The organism is Exiguobacterium sp. UBA3968 (assembly GCF_002385115.1).
Classification (GTDB): Bacteria; Bacillota; Bacilli; order Exiguobacteriales; family Exiguobacteriaceae; genus Exiguobacterium_A.
In genome coordinates, this window is sequence record NZ_DGCW01000005.1 from 1,861,539 (window position 1) to 1,877,681 (window position 16,143).

The 16,143-nt window shown below is 45.7% G+C and carries 17 protein-coding genes; 8 read left to right on the forward strand and 9 right to left on the reverse strand.

The annotated features are described in order from the left end of the window. Window positions 1–38 precede the first annotated feature (38 nt). Window positions 39–1,583, reverse strand: coding sequence for an L-glutamate gamma-semialdehyde dehydrogenase (pruA, locus tag B3S86_RS11360; RefSeq protein WP_029342578.1), 1,545 nt, complete (start codon window positions 1,581–1,583; stop codon window positions 39–41). Between the two features lie 130 nt (window positions 1,584–1,713). Next, a complete protein-coding gene (locus B3S86_RS11365) occupies window positions 1,714–2,001 on the reverse strand; it encodes a HesB/YadR/YfhF family protein (protein ID WP_035410238.1) in 288 nt (95 codons plus the stop codon). Between the two features lie 121 nt (window positions 2,002–2,122). On the opposite strand from B3S86_RS11365, the gene B3S86_RS11370 reads away from it, so the two are divergent. The 4 genes from B3S86_RS11370 to B3S86_RS11385 all read left to right on the forward strand — a co-directional run bounded on the left by B3S86_RS11370 (window position 2,123) and on the right by B3S86_RS11385 (window position 6,325). Continuing rightward, a complete protein-coding gene (locus tag B3S86_RS11370; RefSeq protein ID WP_056063160.1) occupies window positions 2,123–2,962 on the forward strand; it encodes a hypothetical protein in 840 nt (279 codons plus the stop codon). A 13-nt stretch (window positions 2,963–2,975) separates the two neighbouring features. After that, on the forward strand, window positions 2,976–3,425 hold the full coding sequence (gene bcp / locus B3S86_RS11375; RefSeq protein ID WP_056063163.1) for a thioredoxin-dependent thiol peroxidase: 450 nt from the start codon (window positions 2,976–2,978) through the stop codon (window positions 3,423–3,425). 330 nt (window positions 3,426–3,755) lie between these two features. Then, window positions 3,756–5,405: a peptide ABC transporter substrate-binding protein gene (locus tag B3S86_RS11380; RefSeq protein WP_056063166.1), complete on the forward strand. Its 1,650-nt coding sequence runs from the start codon at window positions 3,756–3,758 to the stop codon at window positions 5,403–5,405. A 269-nt stretch (window positions 5,406–5,674) separates the two neighbouring features. Then, window positions 5,675–6,325, forward strand: a complete 651-nt coding sequence (locus tag B3S86_RS11385) for a homing endonuclease associated repeat-containing protein (protein WP_035410251.1) — start codon at window positions 5,675–5,677, stop codon at window positions 6,323–6,325. Between the two features lie 97 nt (window positions 6,326–6,422). Here B3S86_RS11385 and B3S86_RS11390 read toward each other — a convergent pair whose 3' ends face one another. Next, window positions 6,423–8,120, reverse strand: coding sequence for a GGDEF domain-containing protein (locus B3S86_RS11390; protein WP_290752607.1), 1,698 nt, complete (start codon window positions 8,118–8,120; stop codon window positions 6,423–6,425). A gap of 134 nt (window positions 8,121–8,254) precedes the next feature. Between B3S86_RS11390 and B3S86_RS11395 the strand changes: the two genes are divergently transcribed. Beyond that, complete coding sequence (locus B3S86_RS11395; protein WP_290752610.1) at window positions 8,255–8,863, forward strand: YktB family protein; 609 nt, start codon at window positions 8,255–8,257, stop codon at window positions 8,861–8,863. A 31-nt stretch (window positions 8,864–8,894) separates the two neighbouring features. Here B3S86_RS11395 and B3S86_RS11400 read toward each other — a convergent pair whose 3' ends face one another. From B3S86_RS11400 to B3S86_RS11425, 6 genes are all read right to left on the reverse strand, one after another. Next, window positions 8,895–9,407, reverse strand: coding sequence for a hypothetical protein (locus B3S86_RS11400; protein ID WP_035410262.1), 513 nt, complete (start codon window positions 9,405–9,407; stop codon window positions 8,895–8,897). Between the two features lie 162 nt (window positions 9,408–9,569). After that, a complete protein-coding gene (locus tag B3S86_RS11405) occupies window positions 9,570–10,640 on the reverse strand; it encodes an ABC transporter substrate-binding protein (RefSeq protein ID WP_035410265.1) in 1,071 nt (356 codons plus the stop codon). Between the two features lie 3 nt (window positions 10,641–10,643). Beyond that, on the reverse strand, window positions 10,644–11,444 hold the full coding sequence (locus tag B3S86_RS11410) for an ABC transporter permease (protein WP_035410268.1): 801 nt from the start codon (window positions 11,442–11,444) through the stop codon (window positions 10,644–10,646). Continuing rightward, entirely contained in the window at window positions 11,444–12,250 is an 807-nt protein-coding gene (locus tag B3S86_RS11415; protein ID WP_414651173.1) for an ABC transporter permease, read from the reverse strand. The genes B3S86_RS11410 and B3S86_RS11415 overlap by 1 nt, the downstream gene beginning before the upstream one ends. After that, on the reverse strand, window positions 12,250–13,344 hold the full coding sequence (locus B3S86_RS11420) for an ABC transporter ATP-binding protein (RefSeq protein ID WP_035410273.1): 1,095 nt from the start codon (window positions 13,342–13,344) through the stop codon (window positions 12,250–12,252). Before B3S86_RS11420 ends, B3S86_RS11415 begins: the two co-directional genes overlap by 1 nt. 13 nt (window positions 13,345–13,357) lie before the next feature. Then, on the reverse strand, window positions 13,358–13,903 hold the full coding sequence (locus tag B3S86_RS11425; protein WP_081780412.1) for a helix-turn-helix domain-containing protein: 546 nt from the start codon (window positions 13,901–13,903) through the stop codon (window positions 13,358–13,360). Window positions 13,904–14,090: 187 nt separating this feature from the next. Here B3S86_RS11425 and B3S86_RS11430 point away from each other — a divergent pair, with 187 nt between their 5' ends. The 3 genes from B3S86_RS11430 to B3S86_RS11440 are packed head-to-tail and all read left to right on the forward strand — an operon-like array spanning window position 14,091 to window position 16,123. Next, window positions 14,091–14,936 (forward strand): DegV family protein, encoded by an 846-nt coding sequence (locus B3S86_RS11430; RefSeq protein ID WP_290752623.1) that lies wholly within the window; start codon window positions 14,091–14,093, stop codon window positions 14,934–14,936. A 59-nt stretch (window positions 14,937–14,995) separates the two neighbouring features. After that, window positions 14,996–15,724 carry a tryptophan-rich sensory protein gene (locus tag B3S86_RS11435; RefSeq protein ID WP_290752625.1) on the forward strand — a complete coding sequence of 243 codons (729 nt, stop codon included), beginning with the start codon at window positions 14,996–14,998 and terminating at the stop codon, window positions 15,722–15,724. A gap of 51 nt (window positions 15,725–15,775) precedes the next feature. Continuing rightward, complete coding sequence (locus tag B3S86_RS11440) at window positions 15,776–16,123, forward strand: iron-sulfur cluster biosynthesis family protein (RefSeq protein ID WP_035410282.1); 348 nt, start codon at window positions 15,776–15,778, stop codon at window positions 16,121–16,123. Window positions 16,124–16,143: the final 20 nt, after the last annotated feature.

Below are 16,143 nucleotides of genomic sequence, written 5' to 3' on the forward strand. Positions count from 1 at the left end.
TGCAGGTCGCACACCCGTTTCATCTATTAAACACCATTTCAGAACATTTCTGAAGTAGTTTTTGCTTGAAGATGTAAAGTCAAGTAATCCGGTCCGCCCGCTTTCGAATCCGTACCTGACATGTTGAACCCACCAAATGGTTGGTAGCCAACGATTGCGCCTGTGCAACCCCGGTTGAAGTAGAGGTTACCGACGTGGAAGTTCGCACGTGCGTACTCTTGATTCGTCCGGTCTTGCGTGATGACAGCACCTGTCAATCCGTATTCCGTGTTGTTTGCGATATCAATTGCTTCTTTGAAATCTTTCGCTTTCGTGAAGGCGACGACTGGTCCGAAGATTTCTTCTTGCATCAAACGATCCGTTGGTTGAACGTCCGCGACGACTGTCGGTGAGACGAAGAATCCTGTTGAATCGTCAGCCGTACCACCTGCGACGATGCGTCCTTCTTCTTTTGCGACGTCGAAGTACGACGTGATTTTCTTGAAGGCTGCTGCATCGATGACTGGTCCGACATTGTTTGAGACATCCGTCGGGTTACCGATGCTGAGTTTGTTCGTGTTCGCGACGACTTTTTCGAGCAACTCGTCATAGACAGAGTCGAGTGCGACGACACGTGAACAAGCTGAACATTTTTGACCTGAGAATCCGAATGCCGCTTTCGTGATCATGTCCGCTGCGTAATCGAGGTCAGCCGACTCATCGATGACCATCGTATCTTTTCCGCCCATTTCCGCGATGACACGTTTGAGCCAGATTTGACCTTCGTTCAGTTTTGATGCCCGCTCATTGATGCGAAGACCGACATCACGTGATCCCGTGAAGCTGATGAAACGTGTTTTTGGGTGATCGACGAGGTAGTCGCCGACTTCTGCTCCTGAACCGGGTACGAAGTTCAAGACGCCTGCCGGAAGACCAGCTTGCTCCATCACTTCAACGAATTTCGCTGCGACGACCGGTGTCGTCGATGCTGGTTTCAAGAGGATCGGGTTCCCTGCCACGATTGCTGCGACGGCTGTTCCAGCCATGATCGCGAGTGGGAAGTTCCATGGTGAGATGATGACACCGACACCGAGTGGAATGTAATCGTAACGGTTGTATTCGCCTGGACGACTCTCGACTTTCTTACCGTCTTTTAAGACGAGCATCTGACGTGCGTAGTATTCGAGGAAGTCGATTGCTTCTGCTGTATCCGCATCCGCTTCATTCCAAGGCTTCCCTGCTTCTTTGACGAGGTAGGCAGAGAACTCATGCTTCCGCTTACGGATGATGTTCGCTGCTTTGAATAGGACGTCCGCACGTACAGACGGATTGACGAATTTCCATGTTTCGAAGGCTGTGACTGCTGCTTGCATCGCTTCTTCTGCATGTTCCTGTGTCGCTTTTGAGACACGTCCGACGATCTCTTCTTTGTTGGCCGGATTGACGGAGACGATTTTATCTTCCGTCGTCACATGTTTTCCACCGATGACGAGCGGATAATCTTTGCCGAGTTCTTGCGTGACGAGTGCAAGTGCCTCTTCGAACGCTTTCTTGTTTGCTTCTTGTGAGAAGTCCGTGAATGGTTCGTGTTTGTACGGAATCATCTCTATTCCCCCTTTAATCTCTACTTTAAATCGCTTACATTCTCCATTGTACAGAAGCATGAGTCCGCTTACAATTATTCTAGTCAAAAAAATAAAGGAGCGACCGATTCGGTCTCTCCTCGTTCCTCTATCATTCCTTCGCTTGTGAAAAAACAATCTCTTCGTTTTCGATCGAGACTTTGACGTCTTGTCCTTGGAATAACCAGTCATCTTGGTCAGATACGACGAAATGAATACCGTCGACGACTTCCTCGACCGCTGCCCGTTCGACTTCTTCCATATGAACGCCGACGGAGAAACCTTGCGTTAAATCCGTTGATCCACCATATTTTGCGAAAAAGCGAATCGTATCGCCCGATTGTGCTTCCATCTCATTTTTAAAGTATTGCAATGCCTCGTCTGTAATATGAATTTTCATATCTATCACTCCCCTTTCGTTTAGTGTACCGATATCCTACTCAAAAAAGCGAATTTCCTGTATGGTAGAGACAAGATTAGCTATGAAATCATCACGGAACACCCATCTAGGAGGAATTCGAATGAAACGATCGCTCGTAGTGCTGCTTGCGACCAGTCTCGTACTCGTCGGTTGCGGAAACGATTCCCCGTCTTCTACAAATACCAAATCCCCGAAGACGACGGAAACGAAACAACAGAAGGCTGAACAAGCCGTTCTCGATATCTATCAAACCTATGAAAAAACGCTCGGTCAATCGGGACGAGCAGATGCGAAAGACCTCGCATCGATTGAATATACAGGTGATGCAAAACAACTTGAACCCCTCGCCGTTGGTGCGAAGAACTTGAACGTCATTCCTGGTAAAATCGTCAAGTCGTTCCAAAAGGGCGACGTCGCTTATATCATCCATGAATTCAAGGATGCGAAGGGAGCAATTCTCCCGAACCGCGGATCGAAGCTGTTATTGAAGAAAGACGATGAGTGGAAGATCGTTCTGACACCAACGACGTTCGACCCGGCCGTCTTCTCGACGCTTGGTGATCTGTTCACTGGGTTTAACGCCGATGAGTATGGTGTCAATGCGAAAGCAGCAGACGAAATCGGGAAAACGGATGAAAAAGAACAGGATGCCGTCTTCTCTCGCGTCAATGCGCAAACGGATTATATGGCGCTTGAGATGAACAGTAACATTCTGATGATTTATGGTGAGGCGCTGAAAAATGAAGGAAACCCTGAGACGCTTGTTGATTACTATCAAGACTATGCGGATTGGTATGAGGAAGAACAGCCTCTCCTCATGAAGACAGCGAAAGCCGGTACGGATTATGAGAAGTACTTGATCGCACTCGATCCGTTAAAAGAAAGCCTTCAAAAGAAGCTTGAAAAATATGCGGATCAATTAAACATGGAATTAGGATAAGGAGGAGTTTTTCATGCAAGCACCAACATTCACCCTTCCAAATGCACAAGGAGAACCAATCTCCCTTGAGGATTATCGCGGAAAAAAAGTCGTACTTTATTTCTATCCAAAGGATTCAACGCCGGGTTGTACGACCGAGGCATGTGATTTCCGAGATGCGACGCAAGCTTTTGAAGAGAACAACACCGTCATTCTCGGCGTCTCCGCTGATAGTCAAAAGCGTCATCAGAACTTTATCGCGAAATACGAATTACCGTTTCAATTGTTATCAGATGTCGATCACGAAGTCTGTGAACAATATGGCGTCTGGCAATTAAAGAAGAACTACGGTAAGGAATATTATGGAATCGTACGCTCGACTTTCTTAATCGATGAATCCGGTGAAATCGTCAAGGAATGGCGTAGTGTGAAAGTAAAAGATCACGTCGCAGAAGCACTTCAATACGTACAAGAACGGAAATAATTCGAAGAACCAGTTGAATCATTCAACTGGTTCTTTTTGTATGTGCAGATTATTAATATTCCTAATTTTATCCTTACATAAAAATAATTTCATGTAAGGAAACGTTGGTATCACACACAAATTTAATAATTTTGAAATAATCTGAAAATATCCTATTGATTTTTCTGAATATTGTATTTATTATTGATAACAAGTTGATCCGGTGCTTTCCATAGCTTAAGAATAAAAGGCGATGACCCCTCTTATTTTTAGTCGGACACCGGATCGCTATCCTATCGGTTCTTTTCGTTTCACCATATATATCTATTTCTTTTGGGAGGGATTTACTTTATGAAGAAGAAAAAGGCACTCGCACTCGTCGGAGCACTGACCATCGCTGGATCAAGTCTTGCGGCATGTTCGACGACAGATGAAGGTAAAAAAGAAGGCGGCTCGACGTCAGGCGACAAAACTTCAGACAAACAAGTCTTGAACTTAACGAGCGGTTCAGACATTCCGGCTCTTAGCCCGACAGTCGCAACGGACTCTGTATCCTTCACGGTATTGAACAACGTTCAAGAAGGTCTGTTCCGTCTTGACGACAAACAAGAAGCAACACCAGGTGTTGCTGAGAGTGTGGATGTTTCGGAAGATGGACTTACATACACGTTCAAACTTCGTGATTCAAAATGGTCGGATGGCAGCGATGTCACAGCAAAAGACTTCGAATATGCGTGGAAACGCGTCCTCGATCCGAAGAGCGGTTCGCAATATGCGTACATCATGTATATCATCGACGGTGCGGAAGCGTACAACACGGGTAAAGGGAAAGCAGATGACGTTGCAGTTAAAGCGGTCGACGACAAAACACTCGAAGTCAAGTTGACGCAACCGGCTGAATACTTCAAATCATTGACTGGTTTTGGTTCATTCATGCCGCTCAAGCAAGAATTCGTCGAAAAACAAGGGAAAAACTTTGCGACGAAGCCGGATACATTCCTCTACAACGGACCATTCACCCTCTCGGATTGGAAGACGGAAGTCGGCTGGAGCTTTAAGAAGAACGACCAGTACTGGGATAAAGACAACGTCAAGCTCGATGACATCAACTTCAAGATCGTTAAGGAAGTCTCAACGAGCGTCAACCTTTACGAAAAAGGTGATGTCGACCAAGTCGGTCTGACGAGTGAGTTCGTTGATCAGTACAAAGATAGCAAAGAGTTCGATACGCGTCTTGATGCGTCAATGTACTACATCCAAATGAACTTCAAGAATGAACTCTTGAAAAACAAGGATATCCGTAAAGCGATCGATTCGGGATACGATAAAGCGCAGATGGCGAAAGTCCTCTTGAACAACGGTTCGATCCCTGCGTACTACTATGTACCAAAAGACTTCGCAAAAGGTCCAGACGGTAAAGACTTCCGTGACGGCAACGAAGGCTTCGGGTCATACGACGCTTCTTCAGCCAAAGCATCGTTCGAAAAAGGTCTCAAAGAAGTCGGTAAGAAATCGGTGAAACTCGAGCTTCTTTCATACGATGATGACAACTCGAAGAAAATCTCTGAGTACCTCAAAGGCGAGTGGGAGAAAAACCTTCCAGGTCTTGAAGTCACGATCAAACAACAACCGTTCAAGAACAAATTGGATCTTGAATCAAAAGGTGAGTTCGAACTGTCATTCGCAGGATGGGGACCTGACTATCAGGATCCGATGACGTTCCTCGATATGTGGGTAACAGGTGGACCATACAATCGTGGTAAGTACACAAGCGATAAGTATGATTCACTCATCAAATCGGCTCAAAAAGAAGTCGATGCAGCAAAACGTTGGCAGTCACTGAAAGATGCTGAGAAAACACTCCTTGAGGATGATCAAGCCATCTCAGTCATGTACCAACGTGGAGCATCCTTCCTACGTAAACCGTATGTCAAAGGAGTCGTCAACCACAAAGTTGGTGCGGATACTTCGTACAAATGGGCTTCCATTGAAGGAAAATAAGTTATATCCGAAGACCAGATTCGCTGACGAGCGTGTCTGGTCTTTTTTTCCATATGAGCCGTTTGTCCTATTTTTCTGAATAGAATTAAAATTTCGTGTCATTCTGTTTTCATTTCCATGACTTCCATTTATACTAAGCAAAGAATCCGATTCACTTTATTTACAATATTTTGCGGGAATTATTCATAATTAATGGAAATGTACCGATATATCTAATACAGAGGACTTTTGCCTCAATATTACATCGAACTAGGAAGGAGGACTCACTCATGAAGCAACGTGTACTTACGAGTCAACAGAGTTATACAGAAGAGCAACTTGAGATGATTGAAGCCATCCGCGCGGTCGGTGAACTCATCCAGGATCGTCCACGCCGCACTGTCTATCGCCGTTATGCTCTCGTGAATGACTGGCCTCAGCCAGAAAACATCATTCGTCAATTCGGTTCATGGCCAGAAGCCTTATCTGCTGCTGGATACGAGTGGAATGTCGATCAACAGCCGGAGGAACTCGAGCGTGCACCTAAATACACGAAAGACGAGATCTTAAAGTCATTCGAACGGTATGCACAAGACGTCGGCTCGACGATCACGCTCAAAAAGTATCAAATGTGGCGTAAATCCGTCCATCATGCCCCGAGTCACTATCATATCGTCAAGATGTTCGGTTCATGGCATGACGCCTGTACCGCAGCAGGACTTGAAGCAAGTGTCACCTATTCAAAAGCTGAACTTGCTGCTTCCCTGCGTCAAGCAATCGAAGAAGTTGGCTTCTCCCTCTCCTTTGAAGCATATCGAGAATGGGCAAAGCGAAACAACAAACCATCGACGAAAGCCTTACTTCATCGCTATGGGTCTTGGTCAGCCGCGATCCATGCGATCGAAAACGAGATTCGCCTTAGTAAACAACAAGCCCAATGAACTTATACCTTCTTCAATCCTTCTCGTTCATTTGAACTGGGAGGATTTTTTACATCAAAAAAGAAGGTGACGCATCCGCCACCTTCTATTCGCTTCTTTAAATGACCTTCTCTTTCCACTCCTGATACGATGCGACACGATCGCGTCCTTGGAACTTGGCACCGACGTACATCGCCCGGTCCGCATTTCGAATCAGACTCGCGAGATCCCCAAGTTCCTTTAACGTATCGATTCCGATACTTGCTGTGATCTGAAGGGTGTGACCTTCAACTAAAATAGGATGCGCATGTAACGTCTCACGAATCCGTTCTGCAACGATTTGTGCGGAATCAAGATCCGTATTTGGTAGCAAGATGACGAATTCCTCTCCCCCGTAACGCGCAACGAGATCCGTGATACGTGTTGCTTGCATCAATAACTTCGCGACTTCAAATAAAACGACATCTCCGACTTCATGACCATACGTATCATTGATTTGTTTAAAGTGATCCAAATCAATCATCAATGCAGAGAACGGATACAGATCGCGTTGTTTAATACGACGATCGCCCCACTCTTGTAGCGCACGATAGTTTGGCAATTTTGTCATCGCATCTGTTCGACTATCCGTCAATAACCGCTCTCGCTCGTGCGCTCGTTCAACGGCCCATGATAGAACACGTAAAGCGCGGTATAACTCGTATCCGAAATCCTTCGTGAACTCTCCACTCGCATGGGACGCAAGGAATAAGGAGCAGTTAATCGTCTCCGTCGCCTCCGGTTGGATGAAGAGGACAGATTGTGTTTCTTCTGGCAGACAATCGTACAGACGAATATCCCATTCCTGTTGCATGCCGTAAAGAAGGACTTCTTCTTTTTCGATGATATCTTCAATGATTCGTCCTTCGACATGATCTGCTTTTAACTTTCGTCCATCCTTCAACGAATAGTAGACAGTCTGCTTGCCTTCTTCAAAATCAAACTTAATCCAAGCGATATCCGGTTTGACGAATTGATTGAGCTGTCGCAGATATCGCTCGATGATGAACTGTGCATCGCCGTCCTTCCAAGCTGCTTCTTTCAATCGCTCGATCTGCTCCCAATGTTCGATACGATCAGACGCTTCGACCGAACTCCCGAGTGCTCGTTTGATGATGAACAATGCAAATGCTGCCATGACGAGTCCACTATTCCCATTCCCTTGGACGACGAGTGTACTGAAGATCCCATATAACAGTTCTGCCGTGATGACGACTGCTTCAAAACGTAAGAGCTGGAACATGACGTCACTCGGAATGTTTTCTCCGAGAAGAAATCGAGATAACTGGTATTGTAACAAGAGTACGATCCAAAGGATCGCGACCATCGCTAGTAACGGAACGATGTTTTCTGTCAACAGGAATGCGTCTCCGTGTGTTCCACCTAGGGCATTATAGGCAAGACCTGCTGGCACGATCAGAAACAACTCGAGCGCGACATTGAACGGATAGTTGTGCAACATCCGACGACGTCCGATCGGCGTATGGATCGTCCGCAACTGATAGATGAGCATCGTCAGTTGACCGACGAAAATCGCTGATAACAAACCGTATGATAAAAACGTAAAGAGAACAAATCCAAAATGAAAGGTAAAACTCATATGACGACGGCGGACAGGATCGATGACGAAAATCGTCGACAAGACGGCAATCAATAAGAACGTAAACAAATCGATGCTGAGATTATAATCCTTTGACTTCGCAAAAAGATCGATGCCAATGACGATTACGAAAAAAACGGCCCAGCTTCGGAGGAGATATTGTTGAAAACGACGCACAAAACATTCCCCTTCCTCTTAAGTATGTAGTTGTATATTACTGGAAATCGACATGTCCATTATTCTACTTTTCAAGCAAAATGTCGAACTTCGATAGTATCCTTTGATACAATTAATATGAGGTGATATTTTTCATGACAAACACATTCACGCAACATGCATTTGATACATTTCAGATTGATGGATTAGAACCCCGGATGGAGGCGATTCGTGAACGGATTCAGCCTGTCTTCCGCGACATCGGTCAAGAAGTCGCACCTGACTTGACGGTCGCAACAGCAGAAGATGTCCATGTCCACATCGCGCAACATGCTCGGCGGAAGGTCAATCCTCCGAAAGATACATGGATGGCATTCTCGCCCGATAGACGTGGATATAAAAAACATCCGCACTTTCAAGTCGGTCTATTTGATGATCACTTGTTCATTTGGCTCGCTTATATTTATGAGTTACCGAACAAACAACAATATGCATCAAAACTGTTACAGCATACGGAACTGCTGACGACTCTTCCGGATGATTTCGTCGTTTCTTATGACCATATGAAAAAAGACGCGGTTCCTGTTCACGCGACGGATCTTCAAAAAGGGTTACAACGTTTCCACGACGTCAAAAAAGCAGAGTTCCTTGTCGGTCGCCATATTCCGGCAGAACAAGTTCATCAACTGTCACGCGAAGAATTACTCGAAATGATTCGAAATACCTATTCGCATCTCGTACCACTCTATAAAACGATTAAATAAAAAGGATGGCCGAATCGGTCATCCTTTTTCGTTAGTTATATTTTACTAGAATTGACATGACTTGTGTACGGTCGGAATTTAAATTTAGATAAATGTTGACCTGTTTCGAGGAAACAGTCATGACGTTGAATGTTTTATCGAGTTTCGCTGTCGGATATGCTTTTTTAGCTTCTTTGACCGTCACCGTCCGTTTGATTTGCTTTGGATCATAGACGATGGCGCTAACTTTAGCTTTTGTGTCCTTCACGCCATACGTTGAACAGTAATGAAGGGAGCGATCTGCTGAAGCAAGACCATTTCCACTTTGACACCAATTGGAGTTCTTTTCCCCTTTGTACGCTTTATGTACTTGTGCAAGTGTCGTTTTTTCAAGTACGACTTTTCCATCGAGTGAGCGCGCTTGTTTCGCTTGTGTTTGAATTTCTTGAAGCCATTTGACGTCTGATTGTTTTGACGCCTCGACCGGTTGCTGTTTATATGAAGTGCCTGACACGATGCTGACAGTGAGAGCGGCAGTTAAGATGATTCCTAGAACTTGTTTCATGATGATGTCCTCCCCGGTGCCTATAAAAAGGCGTTGATAATAAACTGATTCCCCTATTTCAAAAAATTATTCAGTTTTTACAGTTTTTTTTTGGGAACTTATATTTATTTTTATGAAGAGAAATAAAAAAAGAACCTAGTGCCCCTAGCACTAGGTTTTTCCTCATTTCTTATGCATCTTAAACTCTAAGAACAACTCATTGTAATGCGCGAGCATCTTCTTCCCGAGGTTCTCATAGACTTCAAGCGTATCCGTGACTTGTTTATCAGGATAGAATCGTTTATCTGTCCGAACCGATTTGTCGAGTAACTTTAAGCCTTCTTTGTTCGGTGTCGAATAACCGACGTAGTCCGCATTTTTCGCTGAAATATCTGGGCGTAACATGAAGTTGATGAACTGATGTGCTCCCTTGACGTTTTTAGCTGTCTTTGGAATGACGATATTATCGAACCAGACGTTCGAGCCTTCTTTTGGAATGACATAGTCAAGTTTGTCGTTTTCACTCATGATCTCGTTCGCATCTCCAGACCAGACGACACCAAGTCCTGCTTCTTCGTTCGCAAGCAATAACTTGATTTCGTCCCCGACGATCGCTTTGACATTTGGCGTCAAACGCATCAGGTTCGCTTTTGCTTCCTGTAGCTTCGACTCATTCGTCTCATTCAAGGAATAACCGAGACTGTTCAAACTCATACCTATCACTTCACGCGCACCATCGGCAAGTAGAATCTGGTTCTTCAGCTTCGGATCCCATAGATCCTTCCAGCTCGTTGGTTTTTTTCCGATCAAGTCTTTGTTGTAGACGATACCGACCGTTCCCCAGAAATACGGAATCGAATATTTATTTTTCGGATCAAAGGATAGATCCAAGAAACGTGAATCGATATTTTTGAGATTCGGGATTTTTTGATGATCAATCGGCAGGACGAGCTTCTCATCGATCATCTTTGCGATCGCATAGTCGGATGGAACGGCGATATCGTACGTCGTTCCTCCCTGTTCGATTTTCGTCAACATCGCTTCGTTCGAGTCGAATGTCTGATAGACGACCTTGATGCCACTCTCTTTTTCAAACTGTTTGATCAATGCCGGATCGATATAATCGCCCCAGTTATAAATGTTCAAGACATTCTTACCTGAATACCCTTGTGTCTCGTTTAACTGATTCAAGGTGAATAGGATGACACCCGAGATCAAGAAAATCGCGACGAATAATTGAATCAATTTTTTCAACGGTCATTTCACCTCCGGTCGCGAAAGCTTCGTAGCAGCTCGTTGGTTCAAGAAGTAGTAGCCGATGACGAGCAGGAATGTAAACAAGAAGATGACGGTCGACAACGCATTGATCTTCATCGAAATCCCTTGGCGGGCAAGTGAGTAGATTTCGACAGATAATGTCGTAAAGCCGTTTCCTGTTACGAAGAATGTCACCGCAAAATCGTCAAGTGAATACGTCAATGCTGTAAAGAATCCAGCAAAGATACCGGGTGTGATATACGGCAGGACGACCTTCGTTAAGACATCCCAGCGACTCGCGCCTAAGTCACGCGCCGCATCGACGAGCGTTGGACTCATCTCCTGTAATTTCGGCAAGACGAGAATGACGACGATCGGTACCGAAAATGCGATATGAGAGAGTAAGACTGACGTAAAGCCAAGCTGGATTCCAAGCATCGTAAAGAAGATCAAAAACGATGCTCCGATGATGACATCGGGGCTGACGATCAAGATACTGTTGAGCGTCAACAACGACGTCTCGACACGTTTCTTGCGGACCGCCTGGATCCCGATCGCTCCGAATACTCCGAGAATCGTCGAGATTGCGGCTGACAACAACGCGATGACGAGTGTGTTCAAGACGATGATCAACAAGCGTGAATCTTGGAAGACTTCCTTATACCAATCCCACGTGAACGAATCGAAGTTCGTCATGTTATCAGCGCTGTTGAACGAATAGAATGCGAGATAAAAAATCGGAGCATACAAAATGATGAAGACACCGATCAAATAAAGATTTGCTAGTTTCAGACGTTTCATCAAGTCGTCGCTCCTTTCTTCCGTTTCGTACTTGTCAAGGCAAGGATGATTGCCATCGCGATGATGAGGAAGACGGCAATCGTAGCGCCCATGCCCCAGTTCTGTGTCACGAGGAATTGCTGTTCAATCGCCGTACCGAGCGTAATGACGCGGTTCCCGGCAATCAAACGCGTGATCATGAACAGTGACAATGCCGGAATGAAGACAAGCTGACAGCCTGATTTCACACCGTCAAGTGTCAACGGAAAGACGACACGACGGAATGTCGTGAAATTTGAAGCTCCGAGATCACGTGCCGCGAAGACGAGCGATGGGTTCAGTTTTTCTATCGCGTTGAAGATCGGTAGGATCATGAACGGAATGAAAATGTAAACCGAGACGAAGACAAAACTGAAATCGGTAAACAGGATTTGCTTCCGTCCGATTCCGATCGCTTCAAGCGTTTGATTTGCGAGACCATACGTACTGAACAATCCGATGAAGGCGTAGGTTTTCAACAATAAGTTGATCCATGTCGGCAAGATGACGAGCAATAGCCAAAGTTGTTTATGTTTCGTCTTCGTCAGCAAATAAGCCGTCGGATAACCGATCAAGAGTGAAAACAAGGTGATCAAAAAAGCATACCAGAACGAACTAAGCGTCATCGTTAGATACGTCGATGTGAAGAAGTTCCGGTAGTTCTCAAATGAGAAATTGCCATCAAGATCAAGAAACGAATAATAGACGACGAGCACAATTGGTGCGATGACGAATAAGGCGATCCAGAATAGATACGGGATGAGATACCAGTTACGTGATTTCTGCATCATAACACCCCGTCGTAGGATTCCAGACGCTTATCAAATTCTTCTTCCGTCTCGTTCAATCGCATGACGTGGATCGCTTCCGGATCAAACGTCAGACCGATTTGTTCACCAACCGTCGCTTTTTTCGTACTGTGGACGAGCCATTCGTTTCCGACTTCATCCATACAGGCGATTTCATAGTGCACCCCACGGAACAACTGTGAGTCGACCGTAACCTTTAGTTTTCCTTGTGTCACATTCGTAATTTCAAGATCCTCGGGACGAATGACGATTTCGACCGGTTCGTTCAGCTCAAGACCGCGGTCAACACATTCGAATTCTTTTTCTGCGAACCAAACTCGATAATCTTCAATCATACGTCCAGGAATGATATTCGACTCGCCGATGAAGTCCGCGACGAAGCGGTTGATCGGTTCATCATAAATATCTGTCGGCGTTCCCGATTGTTGAATGACACCGTGATTGAGAACGAAGATTTCATCTGACATCGCGAGTGCCTCTTCTTGGTCATGTGTGACGAAGATGAACGTGATCCCAAGACGACGTTGTAAGTCGCGGAGCTCATATTGCATCTCTGTCCGCAATTTCAAGTCGAGTGCCGAGAGCGGCTCATCGAGCAAGATGACTTCCGGTTCATTGACGATTGCCCGGGCAATCGCGACACGCTGCCGTTGTCCACCCGACATCTCGGTGATTTCCCGTTTCTCATAACCGGACAAGTTGACGAACTTCAATGCATCGGTCACACGTTGTGCGATTTCCGCTTCCTTCACCTTCTTGATCCGAAGACCAAAAGCAATGTTTTCGAAGACATTTAAGTGTGGGAACAGTGCGTAATCTTGGAAAACGGTATTAACTTGACGTTTGTTCGCCGGCACATCATTGATCCGTTTCCCGTCGAAGATAATGTCTCCCTCTGTCGCTTCCGAAAAACCGGCGATAAGTCGTAAGATCGTCGTTTTCCCGCAACCCGATGGTCCGAGTAACGTATAGAACTTGCCGCGTTCGATTTCAAAGCTGACTTGATCAAGAACGGTCTGATCGTCATAACGTTTCGTGACGTCCTTGAATTGAATGATCGTAGTATCTGCCAATCTAGTTCCTCCTTTATAGGTATGAGTCGGTTGCGGTCACGAGGACCTTTGTCTCTTGCATTGACTCATTGCGTAATTGATGAATTTCTGAAGCCTTATAGTAAAGTGTCTCCCCTTGCTTCGCTAAAAAAGACTGACGTCCGAGCGTCAACGTGACGTTCCCCGCGAGCACATAGACGAATGTCTCCGCCCCCGAAGGTTCATACGTCTTGAAGGCTCCCCCTGGCGCAAGTGTCAGCAGGACCGGTTCCATCTCTTTTTCATTCGATTCCGGGATGAGCCATGTGACATGATACCCTTGTTCTTCGTCCGCATATGTTGTGACATCTTCTTCTCCATAGACGACTTTTTGATTAAGTGCGTCCTCATCAAAGAAATCCTTCGGTGAGATGCCAAGGACTTCAAGGAGATGAAACAGTGTCTCGATCGATGGGGAACTGATTTCCCGTTCGAGTTGCGAGATGTACCCTTTACTCAGGTCTGTTCTTTCCCCGAGTTCCTCTTGCGTCAATCCCTTTTGAAGACGGAGGTTCTTGATTTTTTGTCCGATTGAGTACAATCGACGTCCTCCTCTCATCGGCTTAGTTTAGTATAAGATGACTAAAAGTTTACTAATCACGTACCGATTATAGCGTATTTCATTATTTAATCAACTAAAACGTTTGATATTTTTTAATGTTCATTTGACAGCGAGAACGCTTACACCTACAATTATTATCAGGTACTAATTTGAGGAGGAACTTGTAATGCGGATTGCTTGGATCACTGATAGTACGACGATTTTACCGGATACGATCGCAAAGCGCGACGATCTCTCGGTTGTCCCTTTACTCGTCATGAAGGATGGTGAAAGTTTCATCGATGGGGTCGATGTAAATGCGGAAACCGTCTATAGCTGGATTGATGCAAAACATAAAGTGACGACGAGCCAACCTTCCATCGGTAGTTTTACCGAACACTACGAACGACTAAAAGAAGATTACGACATCGGTTTTGCTGTCCACCTGTCGAGTGAACTGAGCGGAACGTATAACGCGTCCGTCCAAGGCGCAGAAATTGCCGGCTTCCGCTTGATCGCGATTGATTCTCGTTGTGGGATTTATCCGGCTGGTCAGCTCTTAGCAGAGGCAATCGAGCTCGTCGAAGCGGGACATTCGATTGAATCCGTCGAACAGATCATTCTGGAGCGTCGTTTCGACCACCATATCGAATTCACTGTCGCGAACCTCGATCAATTGCAAGCCGGTGGACGGATATCCTCGACGAAGGCATTCGTCGGTAACTTGTTGCAACTGCGTCCGTTGTTCCACTTCGAAGAAGGAAAGATCGTTCCATACCAAACCGTTCGGACGTTCAAGAAAGCCCATTCAAAGATTTTTGATCACCTTGTTTTGATTCTCGAGCGCGGTCAAGTGACGGACATCTCGTTGTTCCACGCGACAGCGTATGAACTGGCGCTCGATTGGAAAAATCGACTCGAAGCACAGTTCGACGTCCGGGTCCGAATCGATGATTTAACGCCGGTTCTCGGTTCACATACCGGAAACCCCGCCATCGGCATGTCCTTTTTGAACCCGACGCGTCGACCATGATGACTAATGAAAATGATTTTTGGGTAAACCTTCTTTAGAGAATAAAGGAGGTTTTTTGTTTGAAAAATAAATGGATTTGGCTTAACTGGGTCGGCTTCATCTTTACGATTGCTGTGAACGCCCTCGATGGTGGAAAGACAGGACGGATTTCTGACTCCATCTTTACGTTATTCAAACCGGCTGGTTATGCGTTCTCGATTTGGGGATTGATCTATACGATTTTACTCATTTGGTTGATTCTCCAAACGATCCCAAAATTCAAGGAACATGAACTGGCGAAAAAAATCGGACCATGGTTCCTGATCTGCTGTTTATTCAATGCTGGCTGGATTGTCTCATTCACCTTCGAATTGTTCGTCGTATCTGTCGTCGTCATCGTTGGTCTCTTGCTGTCATTGATCGTCATCTACTCGAAAATCGACCGCGAGACGAAAGGCTTACGCTTCAAGCTACCTTTCTCGCTTTATCTCGGCTGGGTATCGGTCGCAACGATCGCCGACATCTTCCTAACGATCAACGCAGAGGGCGTGACGTCGTGGCTTGGAATCGGAGATGCCGGTTGGACGATGATTATGCTGGTCGTCGGTGTCATCGTCGCCCTTCTCTTCATGTTCGCAAACCGCGATCCGATTTATCCGCTCGTCTTCGTCTGGGCGTACATCGCAATCAATTTCGAGTCGGATAACGGTCTCGTCGATACGGCGGTTCTCGGTAGCGTCGTCTTATTGTTAGCCGGGTATATCTTCCTTCTTGTACGGATGCGCCGTCGAGTCAGCGTGAGCAAGTGACGTTCCTTTCTCATTCGAACGGCGTATACTAGAGAAAAGGAGTGAATGACCATGAACATCACATTTACACCATCTGCTCAGGAACGAATCAATCAATTACGCGGTGAAGTATCCGGTCAACTACACCTCTACTACGATACAGAAGGTTGCGGTTGCGGAAACTCTGGTATTTTCAGTATTCGTCTCGTCGATGAAGCGACACCGGAAGACATGACGATCGACTCGAATGTCGGACCCGTTCTTGTCAAACGATGGTCGAGTCATTTCCTCGATCAAGACATGACGCTCGATTACAACGCGGAGAAAAAAGCGTTAATCCTTAAAAGCGATGGACAATACTTCAATACGAACGTGCTCGTTACGGATCAAACAGGCTGTGTCCTGACGGTTCGTTCATAAGCACAGACGAAAAAGGCAAC